Annotated in this window: 9 protein-coding genes; 3 read left to right on the top strand and 6 right to left on the bottom strand. The window is 58.7% G+C overall.

All coding sequences use genetic code 11. The annotated features are described in order from the left end of the window. The first annotated feature begins 25 nt into the window (after positions 1 to 25). From U6037_RS22615 to U6037_RS22605, 3 genes are read left to right on the top strand one after another with little or no spacing between them, the layout of a single operon-like run. Complete coding sequence (locus U6037_RS22615) at positions 26 to 3775, top strand: Tc toxin subunit A (RefSeq protein WP_322844592.1); 3750 nt, start codon at positions 26 to 28, stop codon at positions 3773 to 3775. After that, positions 3772 to 7872 carry a neuraminidase-like domain-containing protein gene (locus tag U6037_RS22610; RefSeq protein ID WP_322844591.1) on the top strand — a complete coding sequence of 1367 codons (4101 nt, stop codon included), beginning with the start codon at positions 3772 to 3774 and terminating at the stop codon, positions 7870 to 7872. The genes U6037_RS22615 and U6037_RS22610 overlap by 4 nt, the downstream gene beginning before the upstream one ends. After that, on the top strand, positions 7865 to 11905 hold the full coding sequence (locus U6037_RS22605) for a hypothetical protein (protein ID WP_322844590.1): 4041 nt from the start codon (positions 7865 to 7867) through the stop codon (positions 11903 to 11905). Before U6037_RS22610 ends, U6037_RS22605 begins: the two co-directional genes overlap by 8 nt. Here U6037_RS22605 and U6037_RS22600 read toward each other — a convergent pair whose 3' ends face one another. The 6 genes from U6037_RS22600 to U6037_RS22575 are packed head-to-tail and all read right to left on the bottom strand — an operon-like array spanning position 11906 to position 18625. Beyond that, positions 11906 to 13237: a DUF58 domain-containing protein gene (locus tag U6037_RS22600; protein ID WP_322844589.1), complete on the bottom strand. Its 1332-nt coding sequence runs from the start codon at positions 13235 to 13237 to the stop codon at positions 11906 to 11908. Then, positions 13234 to 14235 carry a MoxR family ATPase gene (locus U6037_RS22595; protein ID WP_322844588.1) on the bottom strand — a complete coding sequence of 334 codons (1002 nt, stop codon included), beginning with the start codon at positions 14233 to 14235 and terminating at the stop codon, positions 13234 to 13236. Before U6037_RS22595 ends, U6037_RS22600 begins: the two co-directional genes overlap by 4 nt. Beyond that, positions 14232 to 15395: a DUF4350 domain-containing protein gene (locus U6037_RS22590; RefSeq protein ID WP_322844587.1), complete on the bottom strand. Its 1164-nt coding sequence runs from the start codon at positions 15393 to 15395 to the stop codon at positions 14232 to 14234. The genes U6037_RS22595 and U6037_RS22590 overlap by 4 nt, the downstream gene beginning before the upstream one ends. Then, a complete protein-coding gene (locus U6037_RS22585) occupies positions 15392 to 16939 on the bottom strand; it encodes a DUF4129 domain-containing protein (RefSeq protein ID WP_322844586.1) in 1548 nt (515 codons plus the stop codon). Before U6037_RS22585 ends, U6037_RS22590 begins: the two co-directional genes overlap by 4 nt. Continuing rightward, positions 16926 to 17903, bottom strand: a complete 978-nt coding sequence (locus tag U6037_RS22580; RefSeq protein WP_322844585.1) for a stage II sporulation protein M — start codon at positions 17901 to 17903, stop codon at positions 16926 to 16928. Before U6037_RS22580 ends, U6037_RS22585 begins: the two co-directional genes overlap by 14 nt. Then, positions 17900 to 18625: an RDD family protein gene (locus tag U6037_RS22575; protein WP_322844584.1), complete on the bottom strand. Its 726-nt coding sequence runs from the start codon at positions 18623 to 18625 to the stop codon at positions 17900 to 17902. Before U6037_RS22575 ends, U6037_RS22580 begins: the two co-directional genes overlap by 4 nt. Between the last annotated feature and the right edge of the window lie 8 nt (positions 18626 to 18633).

Here is an 18633-nt window from a genome sequence, read left to right as displayed (position 1 = left end):
AGTTATCGACTCAAGGAATGTGATCATGGCTGATTCGCTCCGTCCCGCTGCACAGTTGTTCGTTCAGCTGTTTGGTGAACAACCGTCCGCGTCGCAAAACCGGCTTCAGAAGCTCTGGAGTTACCTTGAACAGGGTGGCTCGATTTTTCCCCTGGTCGAAAAAGGTGTCCCGGCGCTGGTCCGCGAATATGGACTTGATCAGCAAGAGGCCCAACGCTTTTTGCGCCGGGCCAACAGCCTGGCGACGTATGTGCGGCGTCGGTATATCGAGCAGGATTCGCAGGGGGACGAAACCGGGTCGACAAGAGTGTCCAGCGGGTTGATGTCGCTCATTGACGGACCGCGACTGGACAAATTATTCGAGTTGGATTTGCAAAAAAAATGCCCCCCGGATTCATTGGAGTCCATGTTCGCGCCTCCGGCGTATCTGGTCTTCCTGTACCGTTTGATCGACTTGATCGAATCCGTCGGTGACAGCACCCAGCTGCCACTGCATGAGCGCCGTACGGATTTGATGGACTTGGTGGTCGACAGCAAAACGGTGAATGCGCCGGAGTCATCGGTCGACGTCATTGTCCGCGTGTTGCAGGCGTTCATCGACGCGAACACGAAGGTTCCGCTTGAACAGGCATTGATCGAAGCACGCTATCCCAACGGTCTGCCGTATTACCAGCACTGGGTCACAATTGATGGGGTGGCCGGTTTCAACGGGCGATCGGTGGGGGATTTTGCCAACATCGTTGACGTGATGTACCCCAGTTTCCTGCACTCCGGGTCCCTGACGACGCTTGCCGCTGCCGCTCTGGCTCATGCTTCTCGGCTTGGTCCCTATCAACAGCAGTTGCTGACTGAGGATTACAAACAAATCGAGGAGATTGATCCGTTCTATCGAGAAAATTTTGGTGCCGAAGGCGTGAATGTTCTGAATCTAAGCCAAATATTTTATTTGGCTCAACAGGCCAATCTTGTGGCCGAGGAGGTTACAGGTCTTATTTCGGTTGGGGACCACTCGCCGCGGCGATCGGTCAATGTGCGCTACTCAGATGAGACTGACGTCCCGGAAAGCGGACGATCCGGTTCGGTTTACATCAATGACAATAGCCACCCGGCGATCGGTGTTACCACTCAGACGGGGAATTACTTCCATCGGATAATCGTTAATCCCCAAACCCCCAAAGGCCTCAATACATTTGACCGACTGAACCGCAAGTTACGCCTCGACAAGTGGCTGAATCTGCCCAGTGAGCAGACCGACGCCCTGCTTGTGGCGGCGATCAGGGCCGAGGCACGCGGCGCCGTAAAGCCAGAGATATGGGCAATCTCGGTCAACGTGATACATGCATTGGGTCTGTTTCAAAGACTGCGGGAACGCCACCATTGCACGGCAGCGGATTTCGCCGTGTTTCTTGATGAACTGTCGCTCTACGGTCGCGGCGATGCGTTGTCGCAGTTCGATCAGGTCTTCAACAACCAAGGCAATTATCGCGAGCCGCTGAAACTCGATGGCACACCGTTTGCGCTGATACCTGAATCAGACAAAGACAACCTGACGGTCAGTCAGTTGTGCAGTGGACTGGGGATCGACCTGCAGACGTACCACTACTTGGCGCTGGCGATAGCCAAGGCTCATGGCTTTGGCGATAAACTGGAGCGCAGTTCGGCAGTCATTTCCAGTTTTTACCGCTTGGTCAAACTGCCCCGTCTATTGAATATCACGCCTGTCGAAGGCGTACTGATGCTCAGTGTGCTGGGGGGCGAATCATGGCTCAACGGGCTGGCGGGCAAGCCGCGTATTGTCAGCGTCGCCGATGACGACAGCGGAATCGACAGCACGGCTGGCGGCCCGGGCGTTCTCAGCCTGATCGAAGCCATGCAGGCCTGCGTGCAATGGTGCGAAAAAAGCGATCTGTCGGTGCTGTGGATGTTGCAGCACGTCAGTGCACCACAGCGGCTCAGCGAGATATCCCAACAGGATCAGCAATTTTTCGACAAGATCGGCACCCTGCTGCCCAGCGCGCGGTTGTCCAACAACTCCTTTCTCGTGGCCGGCGTGCCACCCGCCGGAGAAAGCGACTGGCTGGATTATCTGGTGATTGACAGTGAAGGTCTGGCGCCCGTGGTCGACGCCAACGGCCTTGTACTCGCCCCGCCAGGAACCTTGGAAGAGTATTTGATTTTTGTCCGCGCGAAGCTTCTATGGGCGGTCGAGAACGGTCTGGGTACCGTCGAGGAGGCCGTGGCTGAATCTCTGGTTACAACCATGCTCAATGTTCTCCTGCAAGCCATCGACGCGCAGGTGTCGCTGGTCAGAGAGTCGCTGGCAGTTTACGCCGGCATCAATGCCGAACTGGCCATTCAGGTACTGAACTGGGTCGATTCCTCGGTGTACCAACTGCTACGCCAGGTGCATGACCGCACCGCCCGCGAATCGCCAGCGACAGAGCGCCTGCGCGATGAACCGTCAGATTCGTTACTCGAATTGCTGGCCATTGTGCGCCAGCGTACTGAAGTCGTTTCGGTGCTGGGCTTGAGTACGGCACTGGTCCGGGATTATCTGGATTATGGGTACGAAGCCTGGGTCGGTCGCCCCGGGAAAATCGATATCAATCAAAAAACTGCGTTCTCGGTGCGTACACTTTACTCGCTGACAACGCTGACCCGCGCTTTCAGCCTGAGCGAGCAGCCAGACCAGCATTTGCTGGACTATCTGCGTCAAGTCCATTCGCTACCGACCAGTCCCGAGCCCAGCGAGGATGCATTGCGCGTGGTGCAGCAGGCCGCAGCCATCAAGCTGGCCGAGTTCTTTGCCTGGAGCGCGCAGGAAGTCAGCGAATGTGTTCGCCATATCAATCCTGACCCCCTGGTGCTGAAAACCCTGGATCAACTGGATCTGCTGATGCGCGTTTACGAGTTGTCGATGCAAACCGGTATGGATGCACGGACCATCTTGCAGATCGGCACCTTGCCGGAGACAACTGATAATAAAGAGGCCTATGCCCAGGCGGCTGAACTGGCCTTGCTCAGTGAGACGCAAACGCGCGTGCCGGTCGTGCAAATGCCGGGCGAACTGAAACAGTTGGTCAGGATGACTTGCACCGTAACCCCTACGGAAGTCATCGCTCGTAAAAAGGACGAGAAAGCGATCATCACGATGACACTCACCGATTCCCAAGGCGCACCGTTGAAAGGTGTCTCTGTTGACTGGCACACCGATCTCGGCACGATCAAGTCGCAGAAAACCAGTACCGAGGGAGTGCTCACGGCTGAGTATTTACCGGGCGAAGTGCTGGGTATCGATAGCCTCTATTTTTCCATGAGCCTGCTCGAGCCTGAGTGGGCGGTGAACATCAACGTCATCGCCGACGCCAAAACCATGAGTTTCCCGGCCGCGTTCATGTCTACGGTGCCGACAGGGGTCGTGCCGCTGGGACAGGAAGTCGAACTCTACGCCACGATGATCGACGCGCATGGAAACCTTGGGGCCAACATGCTGGTGGACTGGGCCTGGAAGGAAAGTATAGATCCAGGCGACAGGCCGACGATCCGCCCGGCCCACGGTTTCACCAATCAGCAGGGTGTTTCCCGGGTACATGTTTCCAGCGCTGTCAGCGGCACGTTCATCGTCGGTGTAAGCAGCCTGTCAAGCGGGAAAGGGAGTTACTTCGAACCCATCACGTTTGGTGCGACGAAAGTCAACAGCAGCCCCCCATCTGAACAAGCAGCATTGCCTTCCGACAGTGACACCGGAGCCTCTTCCACGGAGCAGCAATCATGACATCGAACAACATCGGCCTGTTGCAGGAAAAACGTCGTTCAGCATTGCTTGAGTATTGCATCGGGCAAGTCGAATTGTTGGGCTATCCGCCTTTGCAGACGCCGGAGGACGTGTTCGAATTGTTGCGAATTGACCCGCTTGACAGTGCTCGGGTGCAGACGTCGCCGGTGGCCGAAGCGATCAGTTGTGCGCAGCAATACATCAGTGCGGTGTACAACAAAATGGAACCCGGTTTCGAAAAACACGAGTTTCCCCCCGAAGAACTGGAACGCTGGGCGCTGTACAACAACTACTCGGACTGGGCAGCGGTGCAGATGATCACGCTGAACCCGGAAAACTTCATCCATCCATCGGTGCGTCAGGGCAAGACGGAGCTGTTCAGGACCCTGGAAAACAACCTCAATCAGGCCCGGCTGAGTAGCGACTCGGTGCTGGCCGCGCTGCTGGATTATTTGCAGGCCTTCGAGCAGATCTGCGATCTGGATGTCATCAGTGGCTACATGGATGGCACCACCCCCGAGCGCGCCGATTATTACTTCGTCGGACGTCAGCGGATCGCGCCGTTCCAGTACTACTGGCGCAAGGCACAAATCGAGATCACGCCCAGCTGTGTTGCCGTCAACCCGGCGGCGTGGAGTGAATGGAAAGCGGTGGACATTCAACCCGCCGGGCGGGTGCTGGACATGCGTCCAGTGGTCTGGAACGGCCGGCTGTGTCTGGTCTGGGCGGAGTGGCGGGACAAGGTTGGCGAGATCATCGAAGCCGTTCCTCCGGATCCTTTGAAGGACGACCGATCCCGGTTCGTTCCCCATCAACTGGATATCAATGTCGCGTTCATGAGGCAGAACGGGCAATGGTCGGCGCCGTTGAGTTTGCGCCATAGCGAGTTTGATGAAGATCGCTCCGCCGGTGCCCGGCTGGTTGCAACCGTGTGGGTCGATTATCAACACCCCAAAGGCAAACTGGGGGTGTTGCTGGACAGTGATGACGACCTGGAAGAGATCGCGGTCATCGATGTGCTGATGCGCCCCGATGTCAGTGACAGTGGTGGCTGGCTGATATTGGCTCTGGAGAAACGATTTGTTTCTGTCTTGACGATTCAGCATCCGCTGGGTCTTGAGGTTACGGTGGTCCCAAGTGAGTCGCCTTCAGGCCCTATGGAGCCTTTTCTGGGGCTGAACGTCTTTGCCATGCGAGCGGGTGAAAACGATGTGTTGACCGTTGAGGGCTTTTGCAGGGCCACGGGGTTAGCAGAGACCAAGGATACAAACTTCACTTTGCAACTGGAAAATGCTGCCGACGGTGACCCTGCGCCGGTGAAGCTTGCGGTTTCTACAGCTGGCGGTTGGACAATGAAATTTTCCGGGACCTTCACTCGGCCAAAAGGGTCCTGGGGTAACGTCAGGTTCACGCTAAAGAATGATACAGATGGCTTTGGCGGCAAACAGTTTGACCTGACGATTGTCGACCTCTTGAAGGGCCTGGCACCAACGCTGAGGAAAAATGACACGGATGCTGCCCAGTTCCTCTTTTTCATGCTGGGTGTTGGCTGGGAACTCCAGTGCGTTCGGCTCAACTCGCTGTTTGGCCCCGAGCTGGTAACACGTTCGACGGTCTCTCCAGCGACGTTACTGAATTGGAATTCCCAGCATCTGTCCGAACCACCACCCACCGGGGTTGTTTTCGAGGAGCGCAATGGCGCTTTCGATGGCGCCAACGGTCGGTTTTTCTGGGAGCTGTTTTTCCATTTGCCGCATTTGATTGCGACGCGGTTGCGTGATGAAGAGCGTTTTGCTGAAGCACAGATGTGGTTGCATTTCATCTTCGATCCACGGGCCGCAGCCGACGAAAGTTCGGTGCCCAGCAAACCCAGTTACTGGGGCTGCCGACCGTTGATCAACGAGCCGGGCAATCCCGGCTGTGAAGCCGTGGCGCCCGCCGACCCGGATGCCATCGGATATTCTGCACCCAGGCACTTGAGGCTGCTGATATTCACCGACTATGTGAAGAACCTCATGGCCTGGGGCGACTGGCACTACCGTCAACTGACCCGGGAGAGTCTGGTGGCGGCCAAGTCATACTACGTGCAAGCGGCAACATTGATGGGCAAGCCGCCTTTGACTCAGGCGGTGAACCTGTGGCGGACAGCGACGCTCGGCAGCCTTCTGGAACAGAGCTGCACACGCACGGCACTCGAAGCCTTTGAGAAGGAATCGAATTTCACCTTGGCGGATGTTCCGTCCGGCTCCGATAGCGCTCCCATGCTGGGCATGTTGGCCTGCGCGCCTTTTCGCGAGCCGATCAATGAGCAACTGCTCGATCTGCTCAACTATCCGCAGTACCGCATGAGTAACTTGCGCAACAACCTGACCATTGATGGCAAGCCCATGGTCCTGCCGTTGTTCAATCCACCGACTGATCCGAACCAATTGCTGCGCGCGTTGGCAGCGGGGGGGGGCGGCGGCGCAAGACCGATGGGCGGACGGCTGGTAGTCATCGCGTTTCGTTGGCGCGTGATCTACGAGGTCGCCTTGCGCGCCGTGCAGACCTTGCAGGATTACGGCAGCCAAGTGCTCAACCTGCTCGAGCGACGCGACCGTGCCGAGCAGGAAGAGCTGCAGCAAAACCATCTGGTGGAGTTGGGCAACTACGCTAAAACCGTGCAGGAGCAATCCATCGCTCAGTTGGAAGCGAGCAAGACGGCGCTTGAACAGAGTCGGGTAGTGGCCCAGGAACGGGCTGATGCTTACGCAGCACGCTATAACGAAAACGTCTCGGCGGTCGAATATCAGGTCATGGCCAACCTGGACCAGTCCAAAGGGCTGGCGCTGACCGCCAAAATCCTCAAACCGGTAGGCGCAGCCGTGGCGGCTGCACCCAATATCTTCGGCATGGCGAACGGCGGTTTTCGGATCGATAAAGTGACTGATGCCATTTGCTTCGGCCTGGAAATCGCCTCGTCGATGTTGCAGATCGATGCCGACAAGCAAGCCACCACCGAAGGCTATCGCCGCCGTCGCAATGAATGGGGGCTGCAACGCGATCAGGCGCTGGCAGAAGTCGCCGCCATCGATGCGCAAATCGTTGCGCAGAATCATGCGGTCGATGCAGCCAGAACCAACCTTGCGCAAACGCTGCGAGCTAATGCTCAGGCGTTGACGATGTACAACTATCTGAAAAAGCGCGCGACCAATGCCGAATTGTTCGGCTGGATGTTGGGGCAGCTCAAGGCCTTGCACTATCAGGCTTACGACGCGGTGGTCAGTCTGTGTCTCAGCGCGCAAACGGCAATGAGTGCTGAAACCGGCGATTACGATTCACATATTCCGTTGCCTCAGGTCTGGCTGGATCAACGTCACGGTTTGACCGCTGGCGAGCATCTGCGCGCGCACCTGCTGCGCATGGAGCATGAATACCTGCTGCGCACCGAGCGAAGACTGGAGCTGGTGAAAACCATCTCCTTGCGGCGCTTGTTCAATGATGCCTTGGACCCCCAGGGCGTTGGCAGCTGGGACGCTGCATTGTTGCAATTGCAGACCACCGGCGCGCTGGAGTTCAAACTGACACAATTGCAGTTCGATCGGGATTATCCGGGGCATTTCTGCCGGCAGATCAGTTCGGTGGAAGTCGACTTGCCCGTTCTGACGGGACCTTTCGAGGACGTGCGCGCGATCTTGCTACAGGTCGGCAGCATGACCGCAAGCCGGGCTTCGGTGCAGTCGGTGCAGTATCTGCACGATCCTGATCTTGCTCAGATCGCCCCTTCCGATTTGCTGTTCAACTTGCGCCCAGGCCAGCAGATTGCCCTGTCGGTGGGTATTGCCGACAACGGCATGCCGACGGTGAAGCCGGATGAAGGCTTGCTCAATCCGTTTGAAAACACCGGTGTGGTGTCCGCCTGGGAACTGAAATGGCCTTGGCACGAAGAGCCACCGCAGGCGGCCATGCTGCGTTCGATGAACGATTGCATCGTGCGCATTCGTTATACGTGCAAGAGCGGTGATCAGTCGTTTACCGATTCGGTGAAGGAATTGGTCAAGGTTGCCGAAGAAAGCAGGCTGGCAAGCCAGGGCAAGGGAGCGCGCGGCCATGAATGATCCGATTGTTCACGCGAACGAAAACCTGGTGCGCAATGGTGACTTCGAAGAAGCGTTCGAAGGTTGGGCAAAGACGGGGAGGGTATTCATAGGAACGGCGTATTACGACAACTCACCTGTCAAGCACATCAAAGCGCCAAAACAGACGGGAGTCAGTCAGGACGTCACCATTCCCCGGGATCCTGATGGCAATGGCGTTTATTGGCTGAGCTTTCTATGGGAAAGCAGTCTTGATCAATCGGGCTGGGTGAAGATTTCACAGGGGGGAGAGGTGCTTCACCTCATCGAACTAACAGCCGTCGGCAAACGCGATCATGAACAGGATCAGGATCGCCTCGATTCAGGGTCAGAGAGACGATTCAGTCCGACGCCGCATGAAATGGAACTGACGTCGGATATTTCAAGCTCAAAGCCGCTGCACATCGAAATACGCAGCTCGAATGAGTCTTCGCATCCTGCCGGGGAGCTCTGGGTTACCCGCGTCAAGCTCGAGTTGAGACTTGCGCCGCTTGAGTTGCAGGCAATAGAACTCGACGGCATGTCGTTACCGCCCTTGAGCAAAATGTACCTGTGTCAGGGCGCCGGCAGCGGCGCAGTTTTTGCCAACGAGGGATTGATTACCCCGCACTTGCTCGGTTTTGTGCCTGTGTCGGAAAACCCTTGGGACGGCACCGAGGTTGCATTGACCATCGACAGGAACCCACTGGACGCGATTGTCGCGACGCCCGCATGGGGTGACCCACAATCATTGGACTCGCCATGGACGCTCGATTGCCCGTTGATCGATGATCAGGTACACGAGTTCACCCTGAGTTTGCGCAACCGTTACACCGCGCAGGCCTTAGAGATCCCGGTATCGCTGGGCAACCACCGGCTGATTTTTCGTGAAGTGCTCGAGGCCGCTTATTACCCGTTGGTTGGGCAAAGTGTCCGCTTGGGTGTGCAAGTGGCGTCGTACTACACCGGCCAGCCGGTCGCCGGGCTCACAGTGAACTGGTCAACCAAAGAGCAGGGGGTGTTGGCGGCTGCCTGTACCGATGAACTAGGGTGGGCTTGTTTCACTTACGAGGCGAAGGCTGCGGCTGAGGTCGTTATTGAGGCATCGGTTATCAGCTGTTATTACGAGCTGGGCGTATGGACGCAGACGTTTGAAGTGGTGGTACTGGCCGAAGACCCGTGGGCAACGTTGATGGTTGTTGAAAACAACGAAGTCAGAGAGTGGATTGAAAACAGTTATCCGAACCGCGGTTCCACACATGCCATCGGTGTAATGCTCACCGCTGACAGTCGTCTGCGAGGCAGCGATTTCTTCCTGCATTGGAGCGGCGACAAACCTGAGCCACTGGGGGTGGTTGTCAGCCCGCCACTGGAAACCGCGGTGCCCATGCCTATAGGCGGGGACGGCACTGCAGCCTGGACACTGGCCTGTGAAGACCGGCGCGACGGGTTGTTCGAGTTGTCATTGCGCTGCTCGAAACTGTTGCTGCCGTCGCCGGGAAAGCGTATGTCGCTGGCCCGCAACAGGATCAGGATCAAAGAGGTGCGACAGGCCGCCAACAGTCCGGTGGTGGAGGATCATGAAAGTGCGTTTCTGCGATTGCAAGTGGTGCATGTCACCGATCTGGGCGACGGCGAGCCGGTGATTGGTGCGCAGGTCGAGTGGCTAACCGATGATGGCCTTGTGCGCAGCGAAACGGGAAGCGGTGGCTGGGGCAGCCTGAAGTTTTACACCCGCGAATCCGGGACTCACACCATCACCGCGACGGTGCGTGCGCACGAAGCGGGCGAGCCGCTTGAGTGCGAGTTTACCGTGAACACGATTGCCAGGAGTTCGTGGAAAGACAAAGTGAGCATCACGCTTGATGGCAGAGAGACTGACATGAAAAACGGTCTCTTCTGCGTTCGAGGTCGAAACCATGTCCTGGAGGTCACGGCTCTTGCCGATAGCCCCCTGATTGGCGAAAAAATCACATTGACATGGGGCGTTGACGATCCAGGCATCGGTCTGGAAGTGAGTGACCTTGGTGTGCCCAGGGAGTTGCGTGAAAATGAGCCGCTGATCTGGACGCTGAGTTCTGAATTCGCAACGAGCCACAGCAGTATGTTTGGACTAAGGCTCGAGACCGAGACACTTGAAAATCGAGAGTTGCTCGCTCGCTTGTTTTCACCGGATATTCACGATGAGTTCACGCTGGTCCTGGATCAAGTGAGCACCACGCGAGGCCAGTCGCTGTATCCCTGCCTGGGCGCCGTACATCGGTACACTTTCAGAACCCATGCGCTGAGCGCTTTGGTGGGTCTCGACATGGATTTAAACTGGAGAGGAACACCAGCGTCAGAATTGGACATCGCCCTAAGCCCTCCTCCAGAAAGCACCAACGTTATTGATGAAAGTGGCATGACCTGGACTCTGGATTGTTCACAGAGCCGGGTGGCCGGGAAGTTCGGTCTTGATTTCTCGACTCGTGCTGGTCCGACCGATGTCACCGAAATGCACTTGGGCCACAACAAACTCAGCATCGAAGCCGTGCGTGAATCCGCGGTGTACCCGGTCGTGGGTCAGGAACCGGCATGGCTGTGGGCGAAGGTACGTTCGGATTTCTCGGAAGATGCCATGGTTCAAGTGCCAACGCTGTGGACGGTTGATGGCAACACTGAATCACATGTCACCGCTGAGGATGGCTGGGTCGGCTTTGCGTATAAGGCAACTACGGACGGGCCGGTAACGGTTGAGGTTTCCGTGACCAGTCCGTATGACGCGGGTACGGATGCTCGTTCGATGGAGATAGATTCGCTGGCCAGCGACCCTTGGGCTCGATTGCAGTTCAGTATGGACTACGGGCCGGCACAGCCATTCGGCCAGGACACCGGTTTTCCGCGTCGCAAACTGACCCACACAATCAATGTGACTGCCCCGGGGGATACCTTTTTGTCCTCCCGCAAATTGACGCTGGGCATGGTCGGGACCGGGCCTGAGGCCCTGGGTGTTCGCTTCACGCAGCCGGTACTCGGTCTGCCAAGGGTTTTCAGTAGCGAGGCGGGATTCTCCGACTCCTTCACGGTCGATGACAAGAATAACGGCAGTTTTGGCTTGTTTCTGGCCTGCGACCAGTTGGCTCGATGGTCACCTGTCAATGCCATGTCGGTGGGCGAAGGCGCGCAAGTGGTGAAAATCGCCGAGCGTTCACGGGTCAGCCAGACGCTGCTTTGGGGCGAGGCGGTGTCTGAACAGATCACCGTTGTTTCGGCCATCAGCGGCAGGCCGATGGTGGGGATGAACGTTGTCTGGCGCAGTCCGGATCTTGGCGAGGTGATCACCACTACCAACTTTTATGGTGAGGCACGGATCCGGTTTGTGCCCACGATCCCCGGGGCGGCGCAACTGACGGCGACGGTGGGGGATGCGCAGTATTCGGAATCGATTTCGCTGCCGTACGTGCTCCATGAACCTCGAGAGATCAAAGAACTGGTCAGCGATGATTTAACGGGATATCCGGGGCAAGAGATTACTGCGCAGGCCTTGGTGGTTTCGGCTGAGACCGGGGAGCCTTTGGCCAATGTTGAAGTGATGTGGGAATACGACAACAGATCGTTACCGACAACGCTGACGGATGCCGAGGGCAAGGCAATGTGTCGTTTTACCTTGGGTGCATCAATCGAGTCTGCTTTATGGGCGTCGGTAAAGGGCGGTTTGGCAGGTTGGGATGTGAAAGCGTTGTGGTTGACCGTCAAAGAGCGTCCGGCGGCGGTGGCGTCCGTCGTTGCCTCGCCGAATCCGGCTTTCGTGAACGACTTTGTAACCATGACTGCATTGATCGTAGACAAGGCTTCTGAAGAGCCGATGCCGAAAAGGAAAATACTTGTCTCCATTAACGGCAGGCCCTCTATTCAGGCCAGTACAGATAACAACGGTGAATACAAAACCTCTTGGAGGGTGATGGACCTGTCGGATACCGTTTCCCTTGACGTCGAAGTCGAGAATCCTGACGGTACCTCGAGCCGCGGATCTGTGCACGTCCGGATCGAGAGATGATCAAAGCGCCGCACTTCTTTTCCAACTGAGATACCGCGTCACCAGTTCGGCCCCCAATTCTGCGGGCCGGACATCCACCACTGGAACGCCATGAGCACTCAACCGCTCATGGAGTTCTGCGCGCTCATTCACGTAGTTCACTGTCCCGCAATAAGCCAACGCTTCGGGCAGCGTTTGCACTGTGGTCTGGCGCAACGTATCCAGGGTTTCTTCGCGCAGACTGGCGACCAGCACCCGATGTTGTGCGCTCAGGCGTTTGACCGCGTTCAGCAGTTCCTCATCGTCCTCATCGCGCAGGTTGGTTACCAGCACCACCAGTGCCCGGCGCTTCTGTCGCGCCAACAGTTGATTGGCGCCAGCCTGATAATCGGCAGGACGCTGCGTGCTGTCGAGGTCATAAACCGTGTTGAGCAGCACGTTCAGTTGCCTGCTGCCCTTGACCGGCGCGAGATGGCGCGGCTGTTCGCTGGCGAAGGTACTCAAACCCACTGCATCACCCTGGCGCAACGCGACATAACTGAGCAACAGGCAGGCGTTGAGGGCATGGTCGAAATGCGACAGTTCATCATCCTGGCTGCGCATGCGTCGGCCGCAGTCGAGCAGGAAAATGATCTGCTGGTCGCGCTCGTCCTGATACTCGCGGGCGATCGGTGTGCGTTGACGGGCGGTGGCTTTCCAGTCGATCTGGCGCAGGCTGTCGCCTTCACGGAATTCGCGCAGTTGATGAAACTCCAGGCCCTGACCGCGACGTTGCCGCTGGCGTACGCCGAGCTGGCTGAGCCAGTTGTCCACCGCCAGCAATTCACCACCATAGAGCCGGGCGAAGTCGGGGTAGACGCGAGTCTGGTCGCTGCCGTTGAGCAGGCGTCTGCCCGACCATAATCCCAAGGGGCTGGGCAGGTTGATTTCGCAGTGGGCGAAGCTGAAATGGCCGCGCTTGAGTGGGCGCAGGCGATAGCCGAGCAGGCTGCGCTGGCCGGGTTGCAGTTCAATCGCCAGCGGCAGATTTTCGAAACTCAGGCCTTCTGGCGGATGGTCGAACAGTTCAATGTGCATCGGCTCAGTGAAGTCATGTTCTACCTCCAGCCGCACCTCACCCCAACGGCCGAGCGCCAGACTGCCGGGCATCTGTCGTGTGATGCGCGGTGTTGGCAGGCGTTGCAGGCGCAGCGCATCAAGCATCGCCAAGGCCAGCAGTGCCAGCAGCAGACCCCAGTTGATCGCTATCAGGCTCGCCGGGATGTCGACTTGCAGTGCGTGCAAAGTGCCCAGCACAAGACTGATGACCAGCAGCAAGGCCAGCCAGATCAACAGCAGGCGCGAGGGTTTCACAGACGTGGCGCCGGAATCTGTTCAAGCAATTGCTGGAGCACTTGATCGACCTGCAGGCCTTCGATGTCCAGCTCCGGGGCGATGCGTACACGATGGCGCAGCACGGCCAGCGCGCAACCCTTGACGTCGTCGGGAATCACGAACTCGCCGCCACGCAGCAACGCTCGGGCACGGGCGCAACGCACCAGGGCAATCGAGGCGCGCGGCCCGGCGCCGAGGGTCAGCCCCGGCCAGGTGCGTGTGCTGCGCGCCAGGCGCACGGCGTAATCGAGCACCTGATCGTCGAGCGGCAAGTCACTGGCGATGCGTTGCAAGGCTTGCACATCCTTGGCCTGCAGCACGGTGCGCAGCGGCTGCACATCGAGCATGTCGGCACGGGTCGAACGGCAGACCTGACGCACCATGTTCAGCTCCTGATCAGCGTCGGGGTAGTCCATGCGCACCTTGAGCATGAACCGGTCGAGTTCGGCTTCCGGCAGGGGATAGGTGCCTTCCTGTTCGATCGGGTTCTGCGTGGCCAGGACCATGAACGGTTGCGCGATCGGCAGGGCGCGACCCTCGAGCGTGACCTGCCGTTCCTGCATCGCTTCGAGCAAGGCTGCCTGGGTTTTTGCCGGCGCGCGGTTGATTTCGTCGGCCAGCAACAGATTGGTGAACAGCGGACCCTTGCGCAATTTGAACTGCTCGGTTTGCAGGTCATACACGGCGTGGCCGGTGACGTCGCTGGGCATCAGGTCCGGGGTGAATTGAATCCGCGCAAACTCGCCACCGAAGCAACGGGCCAATGCCCGCACCAGCAGGGTTTTGCCCAGCCCCGGCACGCCTTCGAGCAGCACGTGACCACCGGCGATAAGCGCCGTCAGCACGTCGTCAATCACCTGGTTCTGGCCGATCAGGGCTTTCTGCAATTCGCCGCGCACTGCCTGCGCCAACTGGCTGGCACGCTGGCGTTGCTGGGCGGCGTGGCTGGCGCTGCCGGGCTCGATCTGTTCAGTCATAGCGTGTTCCTCAAGGTTTGCAGGTGGGCGACCTGGCGGCAGAAATCGGCACTGGATAAACGCCGGTTCGGCACCGGGCTCAGGGCCTGGCTGATAGCGCGGGTGGGTTGCCGGGTCAGGCGTGACAATGCCAGCCACTGTTCGGCAACGTTCAATTGGTCAAAGCCGGGGTGGCGGCGGCGGGCGCGACGCAGCACATCCTGTTGCAGCGCTTGCAGCAACGCTTGCTGGCCGTTGTGGCGCAACAGGAAATCGGCGCTGGCGCGCAGGTGTTCCTGCAATTGTCGCCGTCCGCTAGAGGCCGGCGTCTGAAGTGGGCCGTGGCGTACGCCGACGTGCCAGAGCCACAGGCCGATCAATGCGAGCAGGGCGACGATGGCCTGCGGGAAGTAACGCCAGAGCAAGGTCAGCAGGCCATCATGCTCGGTGTTGTAGATCAACGTGACGTCGGTGTCGGCGCTCAAATACCAGAGCAGCCAGGCGTTGTCGTATTGGTTGATGGTTTTGTTTTTCCACAACTCGGCGTCGGTGACCACGGTGATCGAGCCAAGGCTGTAGGGCAGTTGCATCATATGCGTCGCCTTGGCGCTGTTGGCCCAGGCTTGCGCGAGGTTCTTCGGGTCGTCGAGGTGGAAGTCGGTGTCGAAACCGGCGTAAGCCGGAGCGTCCTCGTCTTCCAGATAGAGTTTGGTCAGTTTCGGGAACCGGTCTGGCTCAACGTCGGCGGGCAAGTCTTTCAGGTCTTTGCTCAGGGATTGATGTATTTGCACCCGATCAAGTAACAGGTCGTTGCTTTGTTTGCTCTGCTCGTCCCACAGCGATTCGGCGACGAACACCAGCCGCCCGCCGGCCCGCGTCCAGTTCAGGATCTGATCGACCTGACGCGGAGTCATGCGAGAGCGGTCGTTGAACAGCAGAAGCGTATGCCGGCGCGGATCGATATCGGGGAGCACCGCAAGGCTTTCGGCATGGCTGACGTTGAGGCCACGCTCACGCAAGAACAGCTCGGCTGCCAGATAAGGATTGGCTTGCGCAGCGGGCGAGGGGCCGTGATCGACTTCTTCCTGATAAGGCTTGGCCTTGAGATAGAGAAAAACGCTTAACGTGCCGAGCAACAGCACGACCAACGCAGCGAGCCAGCACAATGTACGGCGGCTCAACGGGCGGCTCCCTGGCCGAACAAACCGCGCCAGCCATCGCACAACTCTTGTTGCAGAGCTGCCGCCGGTACGCGATGACCGTAAGCCATGTTTTGCCAGTGGGCGGTCAGGCTGCGGCTGAAGGCGAGCAGTTCGGGACGCTGTAATTTCTCGATGTGCGCCAGTACCTCAAGTTCAGTATCGGCGGGCTTCAGGCTCAGATCGAAGTCGTGGAGCAGATGGCTGAGCAGCCCTCGATAGAGCAGGCCCAGCGCTGCACGAGGCTGGCTTTGCCAGAGTTGTTCGGCATGGGCGGCGATGTCGTCAGGCAAGGTATCGCGGTTCAAATCCAGGCCGAAGGCTTGCTGCGGCAACGCTCGTTTCGCCTTGGCAGGCTGTTTCGGACGGTGGCTGACAAAGGCTTGGAGAAACTCGCGATATCGCCAGATCAGCCAGCCCAGCGCAGCAATGACCGCGCTCCACAACAGCACTTCAATGATCTTCGCCAGTCCATTCAAGTGTTGTCCGTCGAGCCAGCCCAGCAGGGTTTTCAGCCACTGCGGCGCTTCACCGGGTTTTTGCGCTTCGGCAGGTTTCGCCGGGTCGTCGCCAAAGCGATAGCGGGTGACGACTTCCTTGTTCTTGAACGGCGGCTGTTCTAGCAGCGCCTTGATATTGTCCCGGGAGGCCTGACTGGTCAGCGGCTGATTCAACAGGCGCGGCGCCAGTGGGCTGTCATCCGGTTCGGCCGCCCAGGTTGACGGCATATTCGGCAGCACCAGACAGACCGCCAGCAGCAACCCCAACACACTGTTGCTCAGACGTTGACGCAAGCGGCGGAACACCAGTTCGATATCCCACGCTTCCAGTTGCGTGCGCCGGTTCAGATAAAGGCTGAAGCCACAGGCGACATAGATCGGCTCCCACACCACCAGCACCAGCGCGTAGAAGGCATTGGTCAGATGTTCGAGCCAACGCCACTCGTTACCTGTCGAGAGAATCAGCGACTGCCAGTCCCAATCCGTTTCGATCTGCTGCGGCAGCAACATGTAGAACAGCACCATCAGGCCGATCCACAGCGCGGTCTCCAGATGCACGCCGATGATGGTCAGCCATTGCGCGGCGCCGGCGTTGCGTTGCAGCAGCACGTGCAGACGTTGTTGCCGGGCGCTGCCGTCGAGGCTTTCGAGTTGCACCACCGGCAGTAAAAAACTGCGGCTCAAACTCAGTCGGCGCCACGTCAAGCTGGCCAGCAGTTGCGGCTTGAGCAGGCGTGGCCATTCGCGCAGGGCTTGCTTGAGTGTTGGCGTTTCGCCAAACAGCGCTTTCGACAGGATGTACAGCGGCAGGCGTTCATACGCCGGTTTCAGCCACCAGAAGATAAACACCGCCAGTGATGGCGAATCCCACAGCAACAGGCTGAGCACGGCGAACAGCGGCAGAGTGACGATTGCCCAACTTGTCATCAGCAGACGCCGATGTTGCTGGCTCATCAGCACGCCGAGGTCCATGGCTTCCCAGGTCGTGCGCGGACGGATCACCACGGTGGCGTCACTCAGGCGCATGACGGGTCCTTCCGGCGAACAACAGATAGACCGCGACCAGTGCCCAAAGCCCGGCGCCAACCAGATATTTGGTCAGTGGCGTGACGCTGGTTTTTGACGACCAATAAGCTTCGATAAACGCCGCAATCAACAGGAACAACATCACCCCGCAGACCAGCAATACGCTTTTGCGCGCCGCCCGCTTCAGCGCTTCGCTGCGGGTCAGCCGTGCGGGCGCGATCAAGGCCCAGCCGAGTTCCAGGCCGGCCGCCCCAGCAAGGGCGATGGCGGTAAGTTCAAAGGCGCCATGGGCGATGACGAACGACCAGAAGGTCTGGCCGAAACCGATCTCGCTGAGATGCCCGGCTACCGCGCCGATGACCATGCCGTTGTAAAACAGAAAGAACGCACTGCCCACGCCCAGCAACAAGCCGCTGGCGAAGGTCTGAAAGGCAATGCCGATGTTGTGCATCACGTAGTACCCGAACATCACCCAGTCTTCGCTGGCCGCGCGTTCGGCGGGGCGCCCGAGGTGGCCGGCGACCGGGTCGTACATGCCTTGCATCTCGCGCACCTGATCGGCGGGGATCAGGTTGTAGACCAGTTCGGGAAACACATACACCAACACGCCGACACTGATAAGGCTGCCGAAGAACAGCAGGCTGGCGACCAGCACAAAAGGCCATTCGGCGCGGACCAGTCTGGGGAAGTCGGCGAGGATGAAGCTCAGCAGATTGGCGCCGAGCCGACTGCGGTGACGGTAGAGCTGTTGATGCCCGCGCAGCACCTGTTGCTGCAATGAGTCGATGAGGAAACTGCTGTAGCCGCGTTCCTCGGCCAACGCCAGATGCTGGCAAAGCCTGCGATAAGCCTTGGGGAAACCGGCGACTTGTGAGGTGTCCTTGCCACGTTCAAGGCGTTCGAGAGCTAGCGCAAAACGCTCCCATTCGGCCTTGTGGTGACTTTCGAAAAGGCTCTGCTTCATGTCGGGCCCAACAAGCCGCGAGCGATGCCATTGAGTTCAACGACAGCTTTGGGCGCGGAAATATGCAGTGGCTGGGCGAGCAGAGCCGCCAGTTCATTGACCCGTGCTGGCGATAATTCACCTTGGCGCTCGGCAAAACCCAATACGGCGCGTTGTTCCGCGAGCGTCAGGGGGACGGGCGAGCGCCGCGGTTCGACTTCAGGTAATTGCGGGCGAGTCAGCGGGCGTTCGCTGTAGACCACCAGTGTGCCGGCAGCGATGTCGCCGAGGCGTTTGAAGGCCGGGTGGTGCAGGCAACTGAGTGTGCCGAGGAAATAGCCGAATGGCAGCAGATCGACAAAACGCAGCAGATTGCGCAGCAACGAGGCCGACCAGCCAATCGGTGTGCCGTCGTCGTGCACCACGCGCAGCCCCATCCATTGTTTGCCCGGCGAGCGGCCCTGACGCAGCACTTCAAACAGCACCATGTACCACCAACTGATCGCAAACAGCAGCAGCGAACCGAGGCCCATACCGAGCTTGCCGAGAAATGCCAGGGCGATGAACAGCACGCCCATGATTACGCCGCGCAGGGCCAGATCGATCGCGAAGGCCACGGCACGCACCATCAACCCGGCGGGACGCAACGGCAGGTCGATGCCTTCCGGCGTTTCGACCTGATGCCGCGTATCCAGCGGCGGGGCCAGCGGTGCTTTCCTTGGCGGTGCTGTGGGCTCGAGCATGGGCTACC

The organism is Pseudomonas sp. B33.4 (genome assembly GCF_034555375.1).
In the GTDB taxonomy this organism is placed as follows: Bacteria; Pseudomonadota; Gammaproteobacteria; order Pseudomonadales; family Pseudomonadaceae; genus Aquipseudomonas.
This window is presented reverse-complemented; position numbering and strand designations above follow the sequence as displayed.

Coding starts and splice junctions, on each gene's coding strand:
- U6037_RS22615 (WP_322844592.1), top strand. CDS start 26: ATGGCTGATTCGCTCCGTCCCGCTGCACAGTTGTTCGTTCAGCTGTTT.
- U6037_RS22610 (WP_322844591.1), top strand. CDS start 3,772: ATGACATCGAACAACATCGGCCTGTTGCAGGAAAAACGTCGTTCAGCA.
- U6037_RS22605 (WP_322844590.1), top strand. CDS start 7,865: ATGAATGATCCGATTGTTCACGCGAACGAAAACCTGGTGCGCAATGGT.
- U6037_RS22595 (WP_322844588.1), bottom strand. CDS start 14,235: ATGACTGAACAGATCGAGCCCGGCAGCGCCAGCCACGCCGCCCAGCAA.
- U6037_RS22585 (WP_322844586.1), bottom strand. CDS start 16,939: ATGCGCCTGAGTGACGCCACCGTGGTGATCCGTCCGCGCACGACCTGG.
- U6037_RS22580 (WP_322844585.1), bottom strand. CDS start 17,903: ATGAAGCAGAGCCTTTTCGAAAGTCACCACAAGGCCGAATGGGAGCGT.
- U6037_RS22575 (WP_322844584.1), bottom strand. CDS start 18,625: ATGCTCGAGCCCACAGCACCGCCAAGGAAAGCACCGCTGGCCCCGCCG.